This is a genomic window from Nocardia sp. CA-120079 (genome assembly GCF_050955745.1).
Classification (GTDB): Bacteria; Actinomycetota; Actinomycetes; order Mycobacteriales; family Mycobacteriaceae; genus Nocardia.
Genome location: NZ_CP192088.1, coordinates 8,921,078 through 8,943,490 on the forward strand (window position 1 = coordinate 8,921,078; position 22,413 = coordinate 8,943,490).

The window sequence follows — 22,413 nt, forward strand, 5'->3', positions numbered from 1 at the left end:
ATGTCCCCCCAAAGTCACACACACTGCCTGAGCCTTCGTGACAGCATCGTGCTTGCAGCGCCTTACATCTCACTAAACAATCCCTTAACCCGGTAACTTTCGCGTCGGATTCCCCCCGATCTCTGCGAGAAGACCGAACCAAGGGTAACGTCAGCCCTCGCAGCATGCCCGGTTCGGTCAAAGTCGGCTTCCCACAGCCGGGTCGAGTTGGCGTGTGGGACAGGCTAATCTGGCGGGCGAAATGCTGCACTACACCGGGCGGCAGCAGCAGCTGTCCTCGTCAACCACCCGGGTCGTACCGACCTCGCACTCTTCTGGGGGCAGAACATTGAGTGATCTGACAGCGCGAGCACGCACCTCGCACCGAATCCGACTTCGCCGACCGGGTCTCGTGCCCGCCGTGGTCGCGGCGTCGATGTTCGCTGCACTGGTGACAGGCTGCGACTCCAGCTCCGATTCCAAGACGACCTCGTCCGCGCCGCCCTCGGGTCAGCTGCCCGATGCCGCGCAGATCGTGCAGGAGTCCGCCAGGACCACCCAGACCCTGCAGGCCGTGCACCTGAATCTGAAGGTGGACAACCTCACCAACCTTCCGGTCGAGAGCGTCTCGGCCGATGTGACCAACCAGCCGCAGGGCGCCGGTCAGGCGATCGGCGAGGCGAAGGTCCGTACCAAGCCCGAGGCCGACTTCATCCAGGCCAAGTTCCTGGTCGTCGACAAGGAGATGTACGCGCAGACCGGCAGCTCCTCCGCCTACGCCAAAATCGGTCCGGCGGAACAGATCTACGACCCAGGCGTGATCCTCGACAAGGACAAGGGTCTGGCCAACCTCATCGCTCAGGTGAAGAACCCGAAGGTGGAGGGCCGCGAGAAGATCGACGGCACCGACACCGTGAAGGTGACCGGAACCATCGAGTCCACGGTCATCGACCCCATCGTGCCCAAGTCGGGTGACCCGGCCGGCACGTTCCCGATCACCCTGTGGATCGCGGATGTCGCGCCCCCGTCGGGTTCGGCATCGGCGCTGCCGTCCAACGCCGCATCCCCCGGCAACGGCCCGAACCTGGTTCAGGCTGTGGTCAAACGGGATCCGGGCACCATCAAGGTGACGCTGTCGGCATGGGGTAAGCCGGTCAAGGTCACCGCACCGCCGAAGTAGGACACAGATACCGCGAACCGGTCCGGGAATGGATGACGGTGGCAGCAGCCGTCATCCGCACTCCCGGACCGGTTTTCGCGTTTCAGGAGTTGGTCGAGCGTTACCGGTTTCGGCATCGGACGAGGAGAATGCGCTGGTTGCGGCGCACTCGGCGTGGGCCCAGCAACTCGACCTGGACCTACTTTCCGACCGGTCCGGTCGCTGTCGGCGTGGTACTCGGCTTTGTGCGGGCCACACTGCATCTGACCACCGGCAACCTCTCCCAGCACCTGCCGCAGACCCTGCCGTCGAGCCCTCGTGAGACGACTGCGGCCCGTGCTCTACGAGAGCACAGGCCGCAGTTGGGTTTTCAGCTCAGTTGGCGTTGAGCAGGTCGATCACGAAGACCAGGGTCTTGCCGGAAAGCTTGTGGCCGGAACCGGCGGGGCCGTAGGCGAGATGCGGCGGAATGGTCAGTTGGCGGCGGCCGCCGACTTTCATGCCCGGGATGCCGTCCTGCCAGCCCTGGATCAGGCCGCGCAGCGGGAAGCTGATGGCTTCGCCACGGTTCCAGGAGGAGTCGAACTCCTCGCCGGATTCGAATTCCACGCCGACATAGTGCACCTCGACGACACCGCCGGGCACGGCCTCGGCGCCCTCGCCCTCGACGATGTCCTTGATAACCAGCTCGGTGGGCGCTGGGCCCGCCTGGAATTCGATCTCCGGCTTGGTCATTCGGCTATCCCCTCTGATAGGTGATGATGGATTCGGTTGAAATTAGCGGCCGTTGATTTCGTGGTAATCGCGGTGACCGTAACCGGTGTAGATCTGGCGCGGACGGCCGATCTTCAAAGGCTCGCTGTGCATTTCCCGCCAGTGCGCGATCCAGCCCGGCAGTCGGCCCATCGCGAACAGCACGGTGAACATCCGGGTCGGGAAGCCCATGGCCTTGTAGATGACACCGGTGTAGAAGTCGACGTTCGGGTACAGCTGGCGCGAGATGAAGTACTCGTCGGTGAGCGCGGCCTCTTCCAGAGACTTTGCGATATCGAACAATTCGTCGTCGCCGCCGAGCTTGGACAGGATCGCGTCGGCATGCTTCTTGGCGATCGAGGCGCGCGGGTCGTAGTTGCGGTAGACGCGGTGCCCGAAGCCCATGAGCTTCACGCCGTCTTCCTTGTTCTTGACCTTGCGGATGAAGTCCTTGACGTTGCCGCCCTCGGCCTTGATGCCGTCCAGCATCTCCAGCACGGCCTGGTTGGCGCCGCCGTGCAGCGGGCCCCACAGCGCGTTGATACCACCGGAGACGGAGGTGAACAGGTTGGCGTCGGAGGAGCCGACGAGGCGCACGGTCGAGGTGGAGCAGTTCTGCTCGTGGTCGGCGTGCAGGATCAGCAGCATGTCGAGTGCGGCGGCGATCTCGGGATCGACCTCGTAGGGTTCGGCCGGGAAGCCGAAGGTCATCCGCAGGAAGTTCTCCACCAGGCTCAGCGAGTTGTCCGGGTAGAGGAAGGGCTGGCCGACCGACTTCTTGTACGAGTAGGCCGCGATGGTAGGCAGCTTCGCCAGTAGTCGGATAGTCGACAGCTCGACCTGCTCGGGATCCTTCGGGTCCAGTGAGTCCTGGTAGTACGCCGAAAGCGCGTTCACCGCGGAGGACAGCACCGGCATCGGGTGCGCGTTGCGCGGGAAGCCGTCGAAGAACCGCTTGAGGTCCTCGTGCAGCAGGGTGTGGCGGCGGATCCGGTCGGTGAACTCGTCCAGCTGCGCCTGGGTCGGCAGCTCGCCGTAGATCAGCAGGTAGCTGACCTCGATGAAGTTCGAGGACTCCGCGAGCTGGTCGATCGGGTAGCCGCGGTAGCGCAGGATGCCCGCTTCGCCGTCGATGTAGGTGATCGCCGACTTGGTCGGCGCGGTGTTCATGAATCCGGGGTCGTAGGTCACATACCCGGTGCTGGCCAGCATTTTGCCGAGGTCGACGCCATCATTGCCTTCTTTGGCTTCGGCGATCGTCATGGCATATTCGCCGCCGGGGTAGCTCAAAATCGGCTTGGCGTCGTTGATGTGGTCTTTTTCGGGCACGGAAGGATCCCTCTCAGGCTAGGACCGTCGGCATCGGGGTGCGGTCGGCACGGCGGTGCACTCACCTAGACGCTAGTCGCTGCTCGCACGGCCCGAGAACGAGGGTGCCCACCGGTCGACCTCACAAACAACTTCGCGTCAGGTGAGGTTTGTCGCGCTGTCGGACACCGGCACCGAGTGCGACCTGGCGACGCGATAGCGCACGAAGGCCGGGAACACGAGCGCAGCCAGCGACACCCCGATAACGACCAGCACGCCGCCACCCGCCGCGGCGACCGCGGTACCCAGGGCCGCTGCGGCAAAACCGTGGGCAACATCACCGATGCGCGGACCACCCGCGACGATCACGATGAACACGCCTTGCAGGCGGCCGCGCATCTCGTCGGTGGTGACCGCCTGCAACATGGCGATGCGCAGCGCGGCCGAAACCATATCGACCGCGCCGCCGAAGGCCGAGCACGCCAACGCGATCCACAGTCCCGGCCCGATGCCGAGGCCGTGACCGGTCCAGCCGACGGCGATGCCGAAGCCGACCATGGCCACCCCCCAGAGCACGATGCAGACCACCACCGCGAGGCCCTGGCGGCGCACGTGCGAGATCCAGCCGGAGAACACTCCGCCGAGCACCGCGCCGACCGAGATGGAAGCGAACAGCAAGCCGAGCGCGACGCCGCCGCCGGCTGGATCGCCGAAGGTCTCGTGCGCGATCTGCGGATATAGCGCGCGCGGCATGCCGAACACCATGGCGATCACGTCGACCACGAAGGAGGCGAGCAGGATGCGCTGCGTCGCCAGATAGGCGAAACCGTCCAGGACGGTACGGATTCCGGCCTTGCGCGCGGTTCCGGTCGGTGGGATGGCGGGCAGCCGCCACACCGCCCAGATGGTGGCGAGCAGTGCGATCGCGTCGATCAGATACAGGGTGGACAGACCGACGACGGGAATCAGCACACCCGCGAGCACCGGCCCGGCAATGGCGCCGGTCTGCTGCACGGTCATGCTGAGCGCGCTGGCCGCGGCCAGATGTTCGGTGGGCAGCAACCGCGGGATGGCGGCACTGCGGGTCGGCTGATTAACGGCGAAGAGCGCCTGCTGCACGGCGAAAAGTCCGAGCACGATCCAGACGTTGTCGAATCCGGCCGCGGCCTGCACCCAGAAGGCGAGTGCGGTCGAACCGGTGCCGCAGTTGGTGATGAGCATGAGCTTGCGCCGGTCCATCACATCGGCCAGCGCACCGCCCCACAGACCGAACACGATCAGTGGGACCAGGCCGAACAGACCGGCCAGGCCGACATAGCCAGAGCTGCCGGTGATCTCGAATATCTGCTGCGGGACGGCCACCACGGCCAACTGCGAACCGATGACGGTGACGATGTTGCTGGTCCACAACCGTCGGAAATCGGGATAGCGCAGCGGGGTGGTGTCGGCGAGCAGTTTCACCGACCGCAGCGTAATGAGTCGGTCAGTAGGCCAACAAGGTTGGGGTCGCCACGATTTCTAAGGTTGTAGTCGGTCGACCGTCATGACATCGCCGCTGATCCGCACCCGGATCCGGTTGTGCAGCCGACCCCGGCGACCCTGCCAGAACTCCACCTCGTCGGGTCGGATCAGGTAGCCGCCCCAGTGCGGCGGCACCGGGATCTCGTCCACATCGGCGAAGCGTGCGGTGGTCTCGGCCAGGGTGCGATCGAGTTCGGCGCGTGAGGCGATCGGCCGGGACTGGCGCGAAGCCCAGGCGCCCAACTGAGAATCGCGTGGCCGGGAGCGCCAGTAGACCGCGGTCGTCTCGGCGGAGACCAACTCGACCGGCCCACGCACGTGAACCTGTCGGCCCAGCGCGGGCCAGACGAAGGTCGCGGCCGCGAATGGGACGCCCGCCAGCTGGTTGCCCTTGGCCGAGTCGTAATTCGTGTAAAAAGTCACACCTTCCGGTGAGAGGCCTTTACACAGCACCGTCCGGGCGACCGGACGCGGCCCGACATCGGTGAGTGCGACGGTGGCGACCACCATGGCATTGGGCTCGGGAATGCCGACCGCGGTGGCCTGTTCGATCCAGTGCCGCAGCAGCGGCTCCCAGCCGCCTGCCAGCCAGGTTTCGTCCAGATCGGTGTCCTCGCCGCTGCCGAATGGCATGCCGCCGTAGTCGACTCGCATGGCGGCCAAATCGGTCGCCGGGAAAAGAACCCGATCATTTGCGGCCATTTCCTGACCGAGAGATGAATTGTCCAGGTCACGCATGGGCCAGACGTTACTCCGCGGTAGCAGGGAGCTAAGGTTTTGTTGATCGGCATGTGCTCGGCGAGCCACACCCCTCATCGACGAGAACAGGCCTTTTCCAGCGACCTGCAAGCAGTCGCCAAGGAACGAACCGAAGTGCAAGGAGAGTCACAGAATGACTACCAGCCATGCGGTGCCCAGTGGGCAGACCGCCGTACCCCCTGATTTCGTCAGCGGCCTGGAAGGCGTGGTGGCATTTACCACCGATATTGCCGAACCCGATAAGGACGGCGGCGCGCTGCGCTACCGCGGCGTCGACATCCAGGACCTGGTCGGGTCGCGAGTGACCTTCGGCGATGTGTGGGCACTGCTGGTGGACGGTGCATTCGGCCGCGGCCTGCCGCCCGCGGAGCCGTTCCCGCTGCCGGTGCACACCGGTGACGTGCGCGTCGACGTGCAGGCCGGACTGGCCATGCTCGCCCCGATCTGGGGCTACCAGCCACTGCTGGATATCGATGACGAGACCGCGCGGGAGAATCTGGCGCGCGCCTCGGTGATGGCGCTGTCCTATGTCGCGCAGTCCGCGCGCGGCATTTACCAGCCCGCGGTACCGCAGAAGAAGATCGACGAATGCACCACGGTGACCGAGCGGTTCATGACCCGCTGGAAGGGCGACCCGGATCCGCGGCATACCGAAGCCATCGACGCCTACTGGGTTTCGGCAGCCGAGCACGGCATGAACGCCTCCACCTTCACCGCGCGAGTCATCGCCTCGACCGGCGCCGATGTCGCCGCGGCGCTGTCCGGTGCGATCGGCGCGATGTCGGGTCCGCTGCACGGCGGCGCACCCGCGCGTGTGCTGCCGATGATCGAGGCCGTCGAGAAGTCCGGTGACGCACGCGCTTTGGTCAAGGGCATCCTGGACCGCAAGGAAAAGCTGATGGGCTTCGGCCACCGGGTCTACCGGGCCGAGGATCCGCGTGCCCGGGTACTGCGCGCCACCGCGCAGCGCCTGAACGCCCCGCGTTTCGAGGTCGCCGCCGCGCTGGAGCAGGCCGCGCTCGCCGAACTGCGCGAGCGTCGTCCGGACCGTGCCATCGAGACCAATGTGGAATTCTGGGCGGCGGTCATCCTGGACTTCGCCGAGGTCCCCGCGCACATGATGCCTGCGATGTTCACCTGTGGCCGCACCGCCGGTTGGTGTGCCCACATCCTGGAGCAGAAGCAGCTGGGCAAGCTGGTCCGCCCGGCCGCCATCTACACCGGCCCCGGCCCACGCCAGCCGCAGGACGTCGCAGGCTGGTCCGCCATCGCGCACGTGTAGCTGTGTTGTTGGCCGCGTGGCCGCGGCGTGTTCGCGGCCCCCTGGTGTCTCGCGTCCGAGCCGTCGAGACTCGCGCCTACGGCGCATGCGCTTCGACGACTCGGACGCGAGACGGGCCGCGAACGGGTCGCTCGTAAGACTCGCTCCGTCGGGGTCGCGGATAGCCGATCGTTCGGCACTTGATGCACACGCACCAGACAGTCGAGACTCGCGCCTACGGCGCATGCGCTTCGACGACTCGGACGCGAGACGGGTCGCGAACGGGTCGCTCGTAAGACTCGCTCCGTCGGGGTCGCGGATAGCCGATCGTTCGGCACTTGATGCACACGCACCGGACAGTCGAGTCCTGCGCCTATAGCGCGGGCGCTTCGGCCGCTCGGCCGCGAGACGTCGCTCGTAAGACTCGCTCCGTCGGGGCTGGGTGAGCGAGGAATCTCGCTGCCGACATTCCGCGTAGCATCTCGGGGGACGCTGTGAGAGAGAGTTAACGGGGAATGCTGGATAGGAACGTGTCGCGGCGGCGGCTGATCGGATTCGGTGCCGCGGCTGCGGCTTTCGTCGCTGGTTGCAGTACCGACAAGGACAGAACGACCACCGCGCAATCGAGAACGACCACCGCCGCGAACGCCGTTGACGTGCAGGCCATTCCGAGATCCCCGTTGCCGCAGGCCCCCGCGGCCAACTCCCCCGCGGCGGTGGCAGCCCGGCACGCGGGTGCCCAACCGACGCGGTGGGGCATGGAGATGGACGGCATCACAAGCACTTTCGCGGCGGCCGGCAAACAGATGGCGGTCACCTTCGACGCGTGCGGCGGGCCCGGAAATAACGATATCGATGAGACATTGCTGAATCTGCTCATCTCCCAGCAGATTCCGGCCACGCTCTTCCTGAATAAACGCTGGATCGACGCGAATCCCGGTCGCGCCGCGCAATTGGCCGCCAATCCGCTGTTCGAGCTGGCTAATCACGGTGTGGCGCACAAGCCGCTGTCGGTGACCGGCCGGGCCGCCTACGAAATCCCGGGCACCGGCTCGCCGCAGGAGGCCGCCGACGAGGTCTGGGCCAATCACCAACGGCTCACTACCCTGCTCGGCAAACCGCCGCGGTTCTTCCGCGCGGGTACCGCGCACTATGACGATGTCGCGGTCGCGATCGTCAACGAATTAGGTGAGCGGCCGGTCGGTTTCAGCATCAATGCCGACTACGGCGCCACCGCGAGCGCGACGCAGGTGCAGAATGCGATGAAAGCCGCCGCACCCGGTGCCATCTCGCTGGCGCATATGCACCGGCCGAATTCCGGAACGGCCGCAGGCATGACGGCGGCGCTGCCCGCGCTGCGATCGGCGGGGTTCACCTTTGTCCATCTCTGAGCACCGTTGCCACCCGTAGCCGGGCTCGGCACGCCATCGTGCCGGTGAGCCGCGGGGTGCAATTATTACGGTATGGAGTGCACGCCCCCGGGATCGCGCCAATAACGCGAAACCCCGGCGGCAAGCCAGTATGGTACCGATGCTGACCGGTGTCCCGATGTCAGCCGACCGCCTGCCGGTCGCTCGAAAAAACAAAGGTGAGACGGATTGCGGCCGTGCACCGGGCATTTCGCCAGCGCGAGGTGACCGGATCGGCCCGATCCGAGCGGAAGGCGGTATGTAGGGTGGCGCAGGGAATCTTCGCGCACACTCGATGGCGGAATCTCGAGCAATGGCGAGTCCGCTGGAAAGTCGGCGCGGCCGTTGCACTTCCGCTGGCCGCGGCCATTCTGCTCGGCGGTCTGCGCCTGACGGTCTTCTTCCGCGATTACTCCGAATACGACAGTGCGGCCGATCGCATCTCCGATATTCCGGTGATCACCGCACTCGAATCGGCGGCCTCGACCGTCGCAGGCGGGCAGGTCTACGGCACCACCACCGACCAGGACCTGGTCGAATTGTCAACGGCTATTACCGAAGCGACGGTTCGTGCGGGACGCAAGGGCATCGATGCGACGGTCGCCAGGGCGCTGAAGCAGATGACCGCGACCAGCGAGGTCATCCGCTCGGGCGGTAAGGGCGGCGGCGATCCGGTGAAGGCCATCGAGCTCAACAACGCGATTGTCGCCGATGCCATCGGCACCGTGGACAAACTGCTCACCCCGATCGGTGTCGGCTCGGTCGTGGCCGCCAAGGCGCAAATCTCCGATGTGCTGGCCGGCAAGGTCGAGGGCTTCAACTGGCTGATGGCAGCCATGTCGGCCGTCCAACAGCCGTCTCAGGCCGAGAGTTTTCACACCGCGCAGGGACGCATCCTGGCCATGGGCGATGCTATCGAGCGGGTAATGCCCTCGGCGAAGCCCGACCTCGACCGGGTGGTGCGGCCAAATAATGCCGTGCTCAAGGACATGATCGAGTCCGCGATGCACACGCACGTCGTCGACTTGGTCGAATTGCGGCGGCTGGCCATCGAATCCCGCGATGTCTTCACCGGATTGACGCGCCAGATCGTGCAGGGCGTCATCCACGATGTCGACGACAAGGTCGCCGAGGCCCGATCCGCGGCCGTGCAGGCCTCGCTGGTGGTGCTCGGGACCGTGGTCGCGGCGCTCGCACTCGCGCTATGGGTCGCCCACTCACTGCTACAGCCGCTACGCAGGCTGCGGGCCGGTGCCAGCGAACTCGCCGAGATCGACCTCCCGAGCGAGGTCGAACGGATCATGCGCGGCGCCCAGCTCGAGGACATCGAGGTGAAACCGGTGCCGGTGCACACCGGTGAGGAGATCGGCGAAATCGCCCGCACCGTCGACGGTTTGCACACCCAGGCACTCAAACTCGCCGCACAGCAGCAACTGCTGCGCGATCAGGTCAACGACATGTTCGAGACCATGGCGCGGCGCAGCCAGACGCTGGTGGATCGCCAGCTCAGCATGATCGAGGCGCTCGAATTCGAGGAGAAGGACCCTGATCGGCTCGGCCAGCTCTTCCGGCTCGACCACCTGGCCGCGCGCATGCGGCGCAACAGCGCGAATCTGCTGGTGCTGGCCGGAACGCGGTCGCGCCACGATCGGTCCGGACCGGTCGAGGTGCGCGATATTCTGCGCGCCGCGGTCTCCGAGGTCGAGGACTATCAGCGGGTCAAATCCGGTGCCACACCGGACGGTTGGGTCGCGGGCATCGCGGCCACCGATGTGGTGCATCTGATCGCGGAGATGCTGGAGAACGCGCTGCGGGCCTCACCGCCCGACAGCGATGTCACCTTCGCCTACAGCCGGACCTCTGAGGGCGGCCTGCTCATCGAGGTCATCGACGAGGGCATCGGCATCACGGCGAGCGAACTGAACGAGATCAACGAGCGGTTGGCGACGCCGACGGTGGTCACCGTCGCGACGACCCGGCAGATGGGCATGTTCGTGGTCGGCAAACTCGCCGAGCGGCATGGCATCACGGTTCGACTGCGCCGGACCCACGATCGCGCGCTCAGTCCGGGAATCACCGCGAGCCTGCACATTCCGCCCGCGCTGATCGAGGTGCCGTCGCAGGATGCGGAGGATCCGTCGACGCTGAAGCCGGTCATTCCGGTGCATCGGGACACGCTCGGCACCAAGGCGACCGCCGAGGCGGGCGCGGGTGTTGCCGAACCCGCGGCCAAGGCGGTCACACCTGTTGCCAAGACCGAACCCCCGGCACGTCGGATCGGTGCGCCGCCGTCGGCCGCACCCAAGCCGGCCGAACCTGCGGCGGATGCGCCCGCGGCAGCGCCGGTGATCACCAGTTATGGTCTGCCGAAACGGGTTCCGGGAGTCAACCGCAAAGGTCGGCGCAAAGCGGGTGGGGCGGCTACGAAGCCGTCGAGCACCACCGCGGCGGCCGGCGCGCCACCGCGGTCGGCTAGCGTGGCCGATTCGGGTCCCCCGACCGGGCCGCAGGAGCGGGTGGCGAAGACGACCTCGTTCTTCCAATCCGAAGAGGGGGATTCGGCGGAGACAGCCGAATCCGCTTCGAACGGGTCTGCTTCGAATGGATCGACGCAACCCATCGAGGGGGAAGCGGCAACGCCGATTTTCGCCGGCATGATGTCGGCGTGGTTGGCGGATCCGACTACGGGGGAGCTACCGGTTTTGACGAATTGGCATTCGGCGGCGGATGAAGGCTGGTCTGCGGCAGAGCGGGCAGCGGATCCGACAATCACGGAAAGGACAACGTCCGGGCTACCGAAACGAGATCCAGGGAATCAGTTGGTGCCGGGTGGGGCCGAATCGGGGTCGGCGGCAACGGAATCTGCGGCGAGCACACGCCGCGACCCGGAAACGATCCGCTCAGGATTGAACCGGTATCAGCGGGGGGTACGTGACGGAAGAGCCACTGGTAAGTTGAAACCCCTTGCAGCCGAGGATGTTCGATGACCGCACCTGAACAAGCACCACCCGAGACCACATCCCGCGCGGTCTCGGCGAAAATCGTGATAGCCGGCGAAATGGGGGTCGGCAAAACTACGCTGGTCGGCGCGGTTTCGGATATCGTTCCGCTGAAAACCGAAGCGCTGATGACCGATCTGAGCTCCGAAATCGACGACACCTCGGCGGTCCCGGACAAGACGACCACCACGGTCGCCATGGATTTCGGTCGGATCACCCTGTCCGACGATCTGGTGCTGTACCTGTTCGGCACGCCCGGACAGCACCGGTTCTGGTTCATGTGGGACGACCTCAGCCTCGGCGCGATCGGCGCGATCCTGCTGGTCGACACCCGTCGAGTGGACGAAAGTTTCGCCGCGGTCGACTATTTCGAAGAACTCGGACTGCCGTTCCTGGTCGCGGTCAACGAATTCGAAGGCGCCCCCAAGTTTCCCGAGGAGGCCATCCGCGATGCCCTCTCGCTATCCGCCGATGTTCCGGTGATGATGATCGACGCCAGGGACCGGGAATCGGCCAAGACCGCGCTCATCGCCCTGACCGGACATGCGCTGGCGCGGGTGAAAGCCAAGAGTTAGCGAAACGGCGGCTCGAATACCGAGCCGCCGCCTAATCCTCATCGAGGGAGGCAAGCCAGTCGACCGCGACGGATTCGCCGCGGTCGACGGTGAAGAAGGCGACCTCCAGATGTTGGCCCAGATCGACGAGGCCGATCGCGGCCAGCGGTACCGGTTGGATCAGGCGCACGCGCCACGGTTTCGCCTCGTCCCAAGCGCGCAGTTCGAGGTCCAGGCGCAGCACCGGGTCGTCGCGACCGGCGTAGTCGGCGGCGACCGGCGCGGCGGCAAGCACAGTGGCATCGGCGCGGCGGCCGTCGGAGAGGATCTTCGAAATGCTCGCCCGGCCGGTCTCGGCGATATCGGGCACATAGAGCACCAGTCGGTCGCGATCGCCCGGATCGACCCGGCAGCCGACCACGTCACCGGGCTGCATCCACTCCAGGTCGTCCTCGCGCATCCGCTGCCGCACCCGGGTTTCGTATGGCAGCGCGCCTTCGGCCTGCACTCGAATCCAGAAAACGTGTCCGGGTTCACTGCGCTGCGGCCGCACACCGAGGATGGTCGCCGAGCCGATCGCGCCGTGCATGAGCAACTCGCGCCGCTGCGCATCCGATAGCGCGCCCGTGCGCAATCCGAAGTTCCGCGGCCCCCTGCTGCGCTCTCGCCACCCCGTGTTAGCCGACGCAAGGTTCATGGGCGATAACGTTAGCCGGAGTGTGGTCAGAGTCACAGCATTACCACCGTCTACCCTGATGGCCATGACCGCTGAGTTCCCGATCATTCCCGACGATCTCAAGCCCGCCGACGGACGGTTCGGCTGTGGCCCCTCCAAGGTGCGCCCGGAGCAGTTGCAGTCTCTGGTATCCGTCGGCGCCTCGGTGTTCGGAACCAGTCACCGGCAGAAGCCGGTCAAGGATGTGGTCGCACGCGTGCGCAGCGGCCTGCGCGAGCTCTTCGCGCTGCCCGACGGCTACGAGGTGGTGCTGGGCAACGGTGGCACCACGGCGTTCTGGGATGCCGCCGCCTTCGGTCTGATCCGTGAGCGCTCGCTGCACCTGACCAACGGTGAGTTCAGCTCGAAGTTCGCCGCGGTGGCCAAGGGCAACCCGTTCATCGGCGATCCGATCGTGGTCTCGGCGGAGCCGGGCAGTGCGCCCGAGCCGGTTTCGGACCCGTCGGCCGACCTCATCGGCTGGGCACACAACGAAACCTCCACCGGTGTTTCGATCCCGGTGCAGCGTCCGGCGGGTTCGGAGAACGCGCTGATCGCCATCGACGCCACCTCCGGTGCGGGCGGTCTGCCGGTCAACATCACCGATGCCGATGTCTACTACTTCGCACCGCAGAAGTGCTTCGCCTCCGACGGCGGCCTGTGGGTCGCGCTGATGAGCCCGGCCGCGCTGGCCCGGGTCGAGGAGATCAAGGCTTCGGGTCGCTGGACCCCGGAATTCCTTTCGCTGCCGATCGCGATCGACAACAGCACCAAGGATCAGACCTACAACACCCCCGCACTCGGCACCCTGCTGCTGTTCGCCGACCAGATCGAGTGGATCAACGGCAACGGCGGACTGGACTGGGCGGTCAAGCGGACGCTGGATTCGTCGTCGCGGCTGTACTCCTGGGCCGAGTCGAGCTCCTTCGCCACCCCGTACGTCGCGGATCCGGCGCACCGCTCACAGGTCGTCGGCACCATCGACTTCGCCGAATCGGTCGATGCGGCCGCCGTCGCCAAGGTGCTGCGCGCCAACGGAATCGTGGACACCGAGCCCTACCGCAAGCTCGGCCGCAACCAGCTGCGCGTCGGCATGTTCCCCGCCATCGACCCCGAGGATGTTTCGCAGCTGACGCGTAGCATCGACTGGGTCGTCGAAAAGCTGGGGTAAATCGAGCTCGGTCATTGCGACACGCCCACTTTCGACACGCTGTAACTTGTAGCGCAGCGAGTTGAATAGAGCAGATTAGCGGGGCGCGGAGGGTCTTTCGCAGATTTCCGCCCAGCGTGTCTTGCCTCGAGATCATCAGTAGTGCACTACTGTTTCGGAAAGTGGGCGGTGTCGCGAGCCGACGCGATAAGGAGGTAACGGTGCGTGAACTTCGAGTGATCGGGGTGACGCCCGACTCCACGCACATCGTGTGCATCGACACCGAGACCGGCACCAAGTACCGGCTGCCCGCCGACGACAAGCTTCGAGCCGCGGCACGCGGAGACCTTGCCCGATTCGGCCAGATTGAGATCGAGATGGAAGCAACTATGCGTCCCCGCGATATTCAAGCTCGTATCCGTGCCGGGGCATCCGTTGAACAGGTCACCGAAGAATCCGGTATGCCGCTGAGTCGCGTGGAGCGGTTCGCCTATCCGGTGCTGCTGGAGCGGGCCCGCGCCGCCGAACTCGCGCAGAAGGCGCATCCGGTGCGCGCCGACGGTCCGGCCGTGGAAATCCTCATCGATATCGTCACCGCCGCGTTCACCGAGCGCGGGCACACACTCGAGAATGCCGAGTGGGATGCCTGGAAGGACGAAAAGGGCTTCTGGGTCGCGCAATTGCAGTGGCAGAACGGCCGTTCCGAGATCGCCGCGCATTGGCGCTACCAGCCCGACGCGCACGGCGGCTCGGTTTCCCCGCTCGACGATCCGGCCTCGGATCTGATCGATCCCGACTTCGGCCGTGCCCTACGCGGACTCGCCACCATCCTGCCGCCGCAGGCGGAGATCGAGGCGCCGGCGGCGCCCGAACCGCCGGTTGAGACCCGGCCGGTGGAACCTCGTCCGGCCGAGGCACGTCCGGCGCGCGAGGCCGCGGCGGCACCGGCGCGTCCGGCGGCCCGGACCCAGCCGACGTTGGACGAGTACTACGAGCAGCGTTCCGTCGCGGCCGGCGGTAGCAGTACGCCGGTCAGCGCGGGTGGCGCGGCAGCCGCGATTCCACCCGCCGCGAGCACGAATGCCATTCCGGCCGCGAGCGGTTCCGCTTCGGTCACCGCTGGGACGAATACGGCTCCGGCGGCCGGTGGTGCTCCGGCCGGTGCGGGCACCCCGGCTGCGCCCGCCGCTGCCGCCCCGGCCAAGGCGTCGAAGCCTGCCCCCAAGCCCGCTGCTACCGAGGAAGCGCCGAAGAAGGCGCCTGCGAAGGCAGCTCGGAACAAGCGGGGGAAGGCGCCGATGCCGTCCTGGGAGGACGTGTTGCTCGGGGTGCGTAGCTCGGGCCACTGAGTTTCGTTCCTGCGCCGCGGTTTCGAGCTGAATCTCGGAGCGCAGGGATCGGCGCTCCGAAAGCGATGGATTCCCACAGTCTCGGCCACTTCAGGTTCGGAGCCAGCCGTGGGCGCCCGCCCCGACCAAGATCAGGTGGACATGGTGGCGGGGGCTTCTCGGGGCGATGTCGCCCTGGAGTCCACCTGATCTTGATTCCGGGCGCTGTCTACTGTGAATTCTGGGGGCTGCTGGCGTGTTCGAATGCGGAAGGGCCGATGTCGGGGCCGGAGTACGGGTAGATTTTTCGGTGTGTTGTCGACTTGATGAGTCGACGTCGGGCGGTTCACGGTAGCGGGAGTTGCTAGAGGACGCCGTGGGTTGCTCAAAGTTTGCGGAGCTGTTTGGTGCAACCATCGGGAGGTGCCGGAAATGCTGTCCAAGGCTTCGTCTCTCTGGTACGTCGACGCACAGGATCCGTTGGCGGTACTCCGCGCGAACCACGATCCGGACCCCGAAGCGGCGCTCGCGCTGGCGAAACAGTTGCACACGGACCGTGATGTCAGGCCGATCATGGTCGGCACGCTGGCCGGTTGCGCCGGACCCGATGCCGACGAGGTGTACATCGGCTGCTATCCCGGGGTCACGGTGGTGTGCTCGGCACAGGCCGCACGTGCGCATCCGACGGCGCTGGCGGAGTTGCTGGTTCGCCCGCTCGCCTCGGAGCACACCTATCTGATCTCGTTCGACGCGCATCGCGGCTGGGGCGCGTTCGCGCATTGGGAGCGTGGCGAATTCCGGCGCTCGTTCAGCTCGACGCGGGTGAACATCCTGGAGGACGAGGGCCTCCCGCTGGTGTGGGAGCGTTCGTATTGGGCCGGTGATCATCCCGTGCGGTGGCAGGCCGGGGAACTGCCCGACCCGCAAACCCTCCCCTTCGACCCACCCGATTTCGCCGACGCCGCCAATAACGAATGGCTCGGCTTCCACTACCGCGCCCCAGCCCCCGAAGGCGCACTGGTGCCAGGCGATATCGCGGTCTGCGGATTCACCCTCTACCCGAAGGGCCAGGCCCCCGACCCCGCCGACCTGATCCCGCTGGAGCAGCACAACGGCGACACGAAACCGAGACGAGGTCTGCTCGACTGGCTGCGCGGCAAGGACCGCGTCTCGTAAGGGGCTGCTAACTCGACAGGCCGCCGATGATCAGGACCAGCCAGCCGAGCAACACACCGGCGGTGCCGCCACCGATGACCCACCGGGTCACCGGTGCCAGGCGCCAGCGCCAGGCAGTGGGTGCGGCGCCACCGACCGCCACCAGGTTGACCAGGATCGCCAGCAGCGGATGGACCTCCGCCAAGGCCGAGCCGAATGCGTACACCGCGACGGCCGTCAGCAGTGCGACCATGGTCGCGACGGTGAGCCCGGCGGCCCACGGGGTCGGATCCTGGTACGGCTGGTATGGCCGGTACGCCCCGTTCGGGAAGTAACTCACGACGTCCTCACCCGTTCATAGAACGCCATGGCGGCCGCGGTCGCCACATTGAGCGAATCGGTGCCGGGTGACATCGGGATGCGGGCTCGAATGTCGGTGGCCCGCATGGCTTCCTCGGTCAATCCGGGTCCCTCCGCGCCGAGCAGCAGCGCCACCCGCTCCCCTGTCATCGCCGTCGCCAAATTCACCGCAGCCGGGTTCGGGGTGAGCGCGATGATCTGGAATCCGTTGCTCCGCAACACATCCAGCCCCTCCGGCCACTTCGGCAGTTGCGCGAACGGCACCCGCAGCACATGCCCCATCGACACCCGCACCGCACGCCGATACAGCGGATCGGCGCACCGATCGCCGAACAGAATCGCCTCGACGCCGAGTCCAGCGGCATTACGGAACATCGAGCCGAGATTCTCGTGATCATTCACGCCCTCCAACACCGCGACGGTGCGGGCCCGCTCGATGACGTCGTCCACGGTCAACTCCGCGGGCCTGCGCGCCACCGCGAGCACTCCGCGATTGAGATGGAACCCGACCACCTCCGCCATCACCTCGGCACTCGCCCGGTAATACGGCACATCGATCCGCGCCAGATCCTGCGCGAGTTCCACCCGCCGCTTCTCCACCCCGAGCAGCGCACTCGGCCGAAACCGCGAGTCCAACATCCGCTGGACGACCACCACCCCCTCCGCGATCACCAACCCCTTGCGCCCAGGCAGATCCGGCCGCCGATCCGCCGACTTCAGATCGCGAAAGTCATCGACTCGCGGATCAGCGGGATCGTCGATATCGATCACATCAGCCACGACATCATCCTGCCGCGCCGACCCCGCCCGGCCACAATCGGATCCATCATCGGCCGACACCGGTGACGGTTCTCGGTCGGCAACGCCGGTCGGCGTACACATCGGCAAGAACACAGGTCAACGTCGTCGATCGGCTGTACGGACCGGACACCTGCGGTCCGTACCGTGCGAGCGTCGATCCGTACGAAGTGGCGGTAATTCGGGTGCGGGCGGGTCGGGGAGCGTGCGATCGTCGAGGGATGACGCTGATACCCGGCATCACCATTCGGTCGGCCACCGAGGATGACGTGGCGGCCATTCAGTTGCTCGGCGACACCTCGTTCGGGATGCGCGGTGATCCGGCGCATGCGCGATTGCGGGCGCAACTCTGGCCGACCGAGGAGGCGATCCTCGCCATCGATGACGGTCGCGTCGTCGGACATGCCAGGTCGACTCGGATGACGCTGACGGTGCCCGGCGAACGCACCGTCGAGGCCTGCGGAATCGCCGGCGTCGGAGTCTCGCCGACGCACCGACGGCGCGGGATTCTGCGGGCCATCTACACCGAGCAGCATCGACGCACCGAGGCGGACGGGCTCGCATTGACCATCTTCACCGCGAGTCAGGGCGCCATCTACGGTCGGTTCGGGTACGGACCGTCGATTCGGGAGAACGCGGTCTCGATCGATCGGCGCTTCGTCGAGTTCCTGCCATCCACACCCGATCCGGGCGGCGTGGTGCTCAGCACCCTGGCCGACGCGGGCGCGCCGATGCGCGCGATCTACGACCGGTGGCGGCGGCTGGTGCCCGGTGCGCAGGCACGTCCCGAGGCCCGCTGGCGAATGGAGCTCGACGATCCGCCGGCGTTCCGCAACGGCGGCACCGACCTTTTCGCATTCCTGCACCCGGACGGGTATGCGCTGTACCGCTATCACCGGCGCGAACACGGGATGGTCGCGGTGGTCGAGAACATGCGCGCGGTGACCCCGGAAGCCGATATCGCGCTGTGGCGGGCGCTATTCGGATTGGAGCTGTGCAGCCACGTCGAGGCGTCGATCACCGACAACGATCCGCTCCCGTATCTGCTCACCGATCTGCGACTCGTGCGCACGAAGGCGCGCTACGACACACTGTGGTTGCGTCTCATGGATGTTCCCGCCGCCCTGACCGCTCGCTCATACCTCCGCGATCTCGATATCGTTCTCGCAGTACAGGATCCGTTCCGCAATGCAGGCGGCACCTTCGCGCTCACGGTGCGCGACGGCATCGCCGAATGCACACCCACCACCCGCACACCCGACTTCGAACTCGGCATCGACGTTTTGGCCTCGATGTACCTGGGCGCCTACCCGGCCCGCGTCTTCGCAGCCGCCAACCGCCTGCAAGCCAAGGACGCCGTGCAGCTACGCGCCCTCGACGAGGCATTCGGGGCGGAACGAGACGCGGTGCTCGGCTGGTTCTTCTGAGCTGGGCTGTCGCTGTTGGGTCAGCTCGGCCCCGCCGGATCGGGTTGGTCCGCCAGCCGGTCCGCTCCCGCGGAGCTGGGTCGTCGCTGCGGGCCGGCCTGGTTCAGCCGAATGGGACTTGTCCCGCCAGTTGGTCTGCTCCCGCGTAGCGGGCCGTCCCTGCCGCACGCCCGGTTCTTCATTCGAGTTGAATGGGTGAGCCGCCCAGCCGCAGTTTCGGGGATTTCTGAGAGCCTGGCTGCCTCGGGGCCTGCGTTTGCCGAACTGAGCAGTTCTGAGCGGCCGAATCCGCTGATGACCGCCGTGCCGAGGCGGCCGGTCAGGCGCTGGTTTCGCTGATCGGGGATATCCCTGAGCCGACCTCGTACTCGGGAGTGATGTCCGGAGGCGAGGTGGGCTGGCATGCTGGATTCATGAAGCCGATTCAGCTGGTGCTCAATATCCTGTGGCTCGTAATCGTGGGGTTCTGGATGGCGCTCGGCTACATTGTCGCGGGCATCATCTGCTGCGTTCTGATCATCACGATCCCCTGGGGTATCGCTTCGTTCCGGATCGCGACCTATGTGCTCTGGCCGTTCGGACGCACCACGGTCGAAAAACCTTCCGCGGGTGTCGGTTCGATGATCGGCAACATCATCTGGTTCATCGTCGCCGGTTGGTGGCTGGCGCTCGGCCATCTGCTCACCAGCATCCCCTTGTTCATCTCGATCATCGGCATCCCCTTCGGCTGGGCGAACCTCAAGCTGATCCCGATCTCGCTGTTCCCCCTCGGCCGCGAAATCGTGGACAGCGACCAGCCATTCGGCGCCCAATACACCCGCGGTGGCTACGTACCTCGCTAGCAACCAGGGTCCAGGATGGGTTCGGCTACTCCGAGTCGTCGACGAGTTGCTTCATGATGCCGACGGCGCGCGTCAGCACGACCAGTTGTTCCTCGGTGAGGGTGGAGAGCTGTTCGGTCATCCAGGCCTCGCGGGCACTGGTTTCGTCGGCGATCAGTGCGCGACCCGCATCCGAGAGCGACACGATGATCTGGCGGCCATCGGTCGGATGCGGCTTGCGCTCCACCAGTCCCAGATCGGAGAGCGAGGCGATTACGCGCGTCATCGAAGGCGGCTGTACGCGCTCCTTGGCGGCCAATGCGCCCGGCGTCATCGCCCCTTCTCGATGCAGGGTGGCGAGTGCGGAGAGCTGCGTCAGCGAAATCTGCGCGTCGGCGCGCCGCCCCCGCAGATGTCGCGTCAAGCGCACCACCGCGAGCGACAGCTCGCCGGCGAGAGCTCGAACATCCGATGGCGTTGTCACAGAGCAGAACGATACGGGACACGCTGGCCGGTGACCGCCTCTTCCCGCAGCTACGCTGTGACTGTGCCCCCGAATGTCCCGCAGATCCCGCCGCGCTTCACCGATCCACGGCCGGTCCTCGCGGTCGGCAGCGCCCTCTGGCTGATCGCCACCGTCGTCGTGTGGACCAGCGACCGCTGGGAATCCGCCCGCCCGGTGTGTCTGATGGGTATGGCCGTCGGCCTGCTCGGCTACACGATCTTCGCGATCCAGCGCCGGGGCGCCCGCCGCGGCGACAAAGGTGCGCAGACCGGACTTTGACCGCCGGTCTCAGCTCACTTCGAACTCGTTGGTGATACCGGTGAAGGGGTGCAGGGCCCCGTCGGGGCTGAGACTGTCGGCGAAGTGTTGCATGCGGTAGGTGCCGGGGGTGGCGTCGGTCGGTATGTCCCAGGTGAAGCGAGCTACGGATGCGGCCGGTCCGCGCTTGCTCCAGTAGAAGCGGACGGCCCATTCGCCCTCGTTGGCGACGCGGACCCAGTCGCCGGATGCATTGCGGCGTTGCACTTCAAGGAAGGTGCCGTTGCGACGGGGGTTGTGTTTCGGGTGGGCGGAGACGAATTCGGCGGCGGCCTGGGTACCGGGCGTGTGCGAGGCGGCGGGCTGGGCCAGGACATCGCCGAATCCACGACCCGACGGTGTGGTGTCCGGGCCGGGTGCGGGTTGGAAGTTCGGCTGCAGGTTGGATATGTCGCGCGGCGCAGGACCGCGCGGGACCTGCTGTCGAGCGGCGAAAGCCGTTGCCAGACGGGTGAACTCCTGCTGGTAGGCGGGCAATGTGTACCGGCCGAAAAGGGTTGAGCCGCCCTCGTACTGCTGAGAGTCGTATTCCTCAGGAGTGGTGACGTATTCGTGGTACGCGTTCGCGTAGCCCTGCATCAGCACCTGCTCGACCGGAACGCCGAGCGCGGCGGCAACAGCTCGACGGATGCGCAGTCCGGCGACAATGGTGAATTCTGCACCGCCGCAGGCCAAGTAGAGCTCACCGATCCGAACAATCTGTATCGGCACCACATTCGGCACCCACGGTACCGGCGGCAACAGCCCGAGCGGCGCGATGATCGCCTTGGGCGCCTGCGCATCTGCCAGCCAAGACGGTGCGGGCCGGCGCGGATCGCCGAGCGCATCGATGAACGGATTGCGCACACCCTCGGGGATCGGAATGCCGGGCAGGCCTGGACCATCCTCGACGCTGCCCGCGATGAGAGAGACGCCCGCGGCGGCGGGCGCGGTGTGGCGCGGTTGGCCGTCGGGTGTGAATCCGCCGTCGACGGCGGTATCGGCCAGGTCGATATAACAGAGCATCGAATCGACCGGACCGCTGATGGACTGTGCGCCCGACAATGCGGTTTTCGACGCGCGGTACTGACGCTCGCCGATGATGCGGGTGTTGTCGAACTCGTTCTCGGTCGGTCCCGAGCCGGGTTTCAGATCGAGATTCGGAGACATATCCCCCGCGTTGGTCTGCGCGAACGCGGCGACGAAATCGCCCGGACCGTCGAGATACCGAACGCCGTGCTCGGTGTGTTCATACGAGAACGAGGCGTAACCCTTGTTATCCGCGCTGATCAGTCGGTTCTGGTTGGTCATCGACGTGTTGTGCGTAGCGAACCAGGTGATTGCGCCGACTGGTTTGCCGCCCTTGACGAATGACAGTGCGGTGACCGCAGGGTCGATGGCATTCGGGAACTGCTGTTTATCCACATCCGGATTGCGTTCGAAGGCAACTCGTGATCGGTTGACGCTCGCGTCGTGCAGTTCGGCGCGACCCAGCGAAAGCGTGCCCGGTCCGAGATCGGCATGCGCGGCGGCGATCGCCTCCACAATGCCGTTCACCTCGGCGTCGTATACCTGCTGTTGAAAACCCAGAATCGACAGGTTGTACGCGTAATCGTTGCTGGAGCCGCCACAGGTCGCATGCGAATGCGTCGAGGTGAGCGCGACGTTCTGTTCGGTGTACAGATCACCGAAGCGGCGGGCGAGTTCGAGCATGACGCCGCGATGCACGGACTGGAAAATCATGCCGTTCTCCGCTACTGCGAACACGATTCGATGCGCACCGCTATCGATGATGAATGCGCGAGCGCGCGGGCGCAGATGGATGCCCGCCGTCTGCTGCTCGAACTGTGAATAGCCCATCATTCCGCATTCGGCGGCCGGGCCGGTGATATCGGAAAGCCCGAGTCCGATGAGGTAGCCGTCTGATTCGGGAGCCGCGGCGGCCGGTGCGCCGAGCGCCGAAGTCACACCTGGCACCGTGGCCGCAGTCGCGAGCGCGGCGGACCCCGCCGCGGTTCGGGCCAGCACTGTTCTGCGTGACACCGGCATACGCGTCTCCCTTCGATCCCGTGCTGAAGCGAACCACACAACTGGACAATCGTCCAGTCGAGATTTTCGGCCCTGCGAATTGACTGTGGCGGAGTTGCGGACTTAA

At 66.1% G+C, this 22,413-nt stretch carries 21 protein-coding genes; 12 read left to right on the forward strand and 9 right to left on the reverse strand.

Going from position 1 to position 22,413, the window contains the following annotated elements; genetic code table 11:
* Positions 1-328 precede the first annotated feature (328 nt).
* Together ACQPYR_RS40290 and ACQPYR_RS40295 are read left to right on the forward strand one after the other, a co-directional pair.
* Positions 329-1,159 (forward strand): LppX_LprAFG lipoprotein, encoded by an 831-nt coding sequence (locus ACQPYR_RS40290; protein WP_433624907.1) that lies wholly within the window; start codon positions 329-331, stop codon positions 1,157-1,159.
* Between the two features lie 38 nt (positions 1,160-1,197).
* Entirely contained in the window at positions 1,198-1,527 is a 330-nt protein-coding gene (locus ACQPYR_RS40295) for a hypothetical protein (RefSeq protein ID WP_433624910.1), read from the forward strand.
* Here ACQPYR_RS40295 and ACQPYR_RS40300 read toward each other — a convergent pair.
* The 4 genes from ACQPYR_RS40300 to pdxH all read right to left on the reverse strand — a co-directional run bounded on the left by ACQPYR_RS40300 (position 1,514) and on the right by pdxH (position 5,422).
* A complete protein-coding gene (locus tag ACQPYR_RS40300; RefSeq protein WP_387286213.1) occupies positions 1,514-1,873 on the reverse strand; it encodes an FKBP-type peptidyl-prolyl cis-trans isomerase in 360 nt (119 codons plus the stop codon). The genes ACQPYR_RS40295 and ACQPYR_RS40300 overlap by 14 nt on opposite strands.
* A 42-nt stretch (positions 1,874-1,915) precedes the next feature.
* Positions 1,916-3,220, reverse strand: a complete 1,305-nt coding sequence (locus tag ACQPYR_RS40305; protein WP_084509660.1) for a citrate synthase — start codon at positions 3,218-3,220, stop codon at positions 1,916-1,918.
* 138 nt (positions 3,221-3,358) lie between these two features.
* Positions 3,359-4,660 (reverse strand): MFS transporter, encoded by a 1,302-nt coding sequence (locus ACQPYR_RS40310; protein ID WP_433624913.1) that lies wholly within the window; start codon positions 4,658-4,660, stop codon positions 3,359-3,361.
* 57 nt (positions 4,661-4,717) lie between these two features.
* Entirely contained in the window at positions 4,718-5,422 is a 705-nt protein-coding gene (pdxH, locus tag ACQPYR_RS40315) for a pyridoxamine 5'-phosphate oxidase (protein WP_063047570.1), read from the reverse strand.
* 190 nt (positions 5,423-5,612) lie between these two features.
* Here pdxH and ACQPYR_RS40320 point away from each other — a divergent pair, with 190 nt between their 5' ends.
* From ACQPYR_RS40320 to ACQPYR_RS40335, 4 genes are all read left to right on the forward strand, one after another.
* On the forward strand, positions 5,613-6,761 hold the full coding sequence (locus ACQPYR_RS40320; RefSeq protein WP_433624916.1) for a citrate synthase 2: 1,149 nt from the start codon (positions 5,613-5,615) through the stop codon (positions 6,759-6,761).
* A gap of 509 nt (positions 6,762-7,270) precedes the next feature.
* On the forward strand, positions 7,271-8,131 hold the full coding sequence (locus tag ACQPYR_RS40325; protein WP_433624918.1) for a polysaccharide deacetylase family protein: 861 nt from the start codon (positions 7,271-7,273) through the stop codon (positions 8,129-8,131).
* 284 nt (positions 8,132-8,415) lie between these two features.
* Positions 8,416-11,136, forward strand: a complete 2,721-nt coding sequence (locus ACQPYR_RS40330) for an ATP-binding protein (protein WP_433624920.1) — start codon at positions 8,416-8,418, stop codon at positions 11,134-11,136.
* Positions 11,133-11,723: a GTP-binding protein gene (locus tag ACQPYR_RS40335; RefSeq protein WP_063047681.1), complete on the forward strand. Its 591-nt coding sequence runs from the start codon at positions 11,133-11,135 to the stop codon at positions 11,721-11,723. Before ACQPYR_RS40330 ends, ACQPYR_RS40335 begins: the two co-directional genes overlap by 4 nt.
* 31 nt (positions 11,724-11,754) lie before the next feature.
* Here the strand turns inward: ACQPYR_RS40335 and ACQPYR_RS40340 are convergent, their stop codons facing one another.
* The gene (locus ACQPYR_RS40340) at positions 11,755-12,399 is read right to left on the reverse strand and encodes a hypothetical protein (RefSeq protein WP_433624922.1); all 645 of its coding nucleotides are present in this window, start codon (positions 12,397-12,399) and stop codon (positions 11,755-11,757) included.
* A gap of 64 nt (positions 12,400-12,463) precedes the next feature.
* Between ACQPYR_RS40340 and serC the strand changes: the two genes are divergently transcribed.
* The 3 genes from serC (at position 12,464) to ACQPYR_RS40355 (ending at position 16,071) form a co-directional block, all read left to right on the forward strand.
* The gene (serC, locus tag ACQPYR_RS40345; RefSeq protein WP_433624924.1) at positions 12,464-13,588 is read left to right on the forward strand and encodes a phosphoserine transaminase; all 1,125 of its coding nucleotides are present in this window, start codon (positions 12,464-12,466) and stop codon (positions 13,586-13,588) included.
* Between the two features lie 200 nt (positions 13,589-13,788).
* On the forward strand, positions 13,789-14,916 hold the full coding sequence (gene sepH, locus ACQPYR_RS40350) for a septation protein SepH (RefSeq protein WP_433624926.1): 1,128 nt from the start codon (positions 13,789-13,791) through the stop codon (positions 14,914-14,916).
* 411 nt (positions 14,917-15,327) lie between these two features.
* Positions 15,328-16,071, forward strand: coding sequence for a DUF6928 family protein (locus tag ACQPYR_RS40355; RefSeq protein ID WP_433624928.1), 744 nt, complete (start codon positions 15,328-15,330; stop codon positions 16,069-16,071).
* A gap of 7 nt (positions 16,072-16,078) precedes the next feature.
* On the opposite strand, the gene ACQPYR_RS40360 is transcribed toward ACQPYR_RS40355, so the two are convergent.
* Together ACQPYR_RS40360 and ACQPYR_RS40365 are read right to left on the reverse strand one after the other, a co-directional pair.
* Complete coding sequence (locus ACQPYR_RS40360) at positions 16,079-16,390, reverse strand: DUF2537 domain-containing protein (protein WP_433624930.1); 312 nt, start codon at positions 16,388-16,390, stop codon at positions 16,079-16,081.
* A complete protein-coding gene (locus ACQPYR_RS40365; RefSeq protein WP_433624932.1) occupies positions 16,387-17,190 on the reverse strand; it encodes a TrmH family RNA methyltransferase in 804 nt (267 codons plus the stop codon). The genes ACQPYR_RS40360 and ACQPYR_RS40365 overlap by 4 nt, the downstream gene beginning before the upstream one ends.
* 239 nt (positions 17,191-17,429) lie before the next feature.
* On the opposite strand from ACQPYR_RS40365, the gene ACQPYR_RS40370 reads away from it, so the two are divergent.
* A complete protein-coding gene (locus tag ACQPYR_RS40370; protein WP_433624934.1) occupies positions 17,430-18,635 on the forward strand; it encodes a GNAT family N-acetyltransferase in 1,206 nt (401 codons plus the stop codon).
* Positions 18,636-19,048: 413 nt separating this feature from the next.
* Positions 19,049-19,477, forward strand: coding sequence for a YccF domain-containing protein (locus ACQPYR_RS40375; RefSeq protein ID WP_387286236.1), 429 nt, complete (start codon positions 19,049-19,051; stop codon positions 19,475-19,477).
* 25 nt (positions 19,478-19,502) lie between these two features.
* Here ACQPYR_RS40375 and ACQPYR_RS40380 read toward each other — a convergent pair whose 3' ends face one another.
* Positions 19,503-19,940, reverse strand: coding sequence for a MarR family winged helix-turn-helix transcriptional regulator (locus ACQPYR_RS40380; protein ID WP_433624936.1), 438 nt, complete (start codon positions 19,938-19,940; stop codon positions 19,503-19,505).
* Positions 19,941-20,003: 63 nt separating this feature from the next.
* Between ACQPYR_RS40380 and ACQPYR_RS40385 the strand changes: the two genes are divergently transcribed.
* Positions 20,004-20,240, forward strand: coding sequence for a DUF2530 domain-containing protein (locus ACQPYR_RS40385; protein ID WP_433624938.1), 237 nt, complete (start codon positions 20,004-20,006; stop codon positions 20,238-20,240).
* A gap of 9 nt (positions 20,241-20,249) precedes the next feature.
* On the opposite strand, the gene ACQPYR_RS40390 is transcribed toward ACQPYR_RS40385, so the two are convergent.
* A complete protein-coding gene (locus ACQPYR_RS40390) occupies positions 20,250-22,307 on the reverse strand; it encodes a neutral/alkaline ceramidase (protein WP_433624940.1) in 2,058 nt (685 codons plus the stop codon).
* Positions 22,308-22,413: the final 106 nt, after the last annotated feature.

Coding starts and splice junctions, on each gene's coding strand:
- ACQPYR_RS40320 (WP_433624916.1), top strand. CDS start 5,613: ATGACTACCAGCCATGCGGTGCCCAGTGGGCAGACCGCCGTACCCCCT.
- ACQPYR_RS40340 (WP_433624922.1), bottom strand. CDS start 12,399: ATGAACCTTGCGTCGGCTAACACGGGGTGGCGAGAGCGCAGCAGGGGG.
- ACQPYR_RS40355 (WP_433624928.1), top strand. CDS start 15,328: ATGCTGTCCAAGGCTTCGTCTCTCTGGTACGTCGACGCACAGGATCCG.
- ACQPYR_RS40370 (WP_433624934.1), top strand. CDS start 17,430: ATGACGCTGATACCCGGCATCACCATTCGGTCGGCCACCGAGGATGAC.
- serC (WP_433624924.1), top strand. CDS start 12,464: ATGACCGCTGAGTTCCCGATCATTCCCGACGATCTCAAGCCCGCCGAC.
- ACQPYR_RS40375 (WP_387286236.1), top strand. CDS start 19,049: ATGAAGCCGATTCAGCTGGTGCTCAATATCCTGTGGCTCGTAATCGTG.
- ACQPYR_RS40390 (WP_433624940.1), bottom strand. CDS start 22,307: ATGCCGGTGTCACGCAGAACAGTGCTGGCCCGAACCGCGGCGGGGTCC.
- ACQPYR_RS40300 (WP_387286213.1), bottom strand. CDS start 1,873: ATGACCAAGCCGGAGATCGAATTCCAGGCGGGCCCAGCGCCCACCGAG.
- ACQPYR_RS40335 (WP_063047681.1), top strand. CDS start 11,133: ATGACCGCACCTGAACAAGCACCACCCGAGACCACATCCCGCGCGGTC.
- pdxH (WP_063047570.1), bottom strand. CDS start 5,422: ATGGCCGCAAATGATCGGGTTCTTTTCCCGGCGACCGATTTGGCCGCC.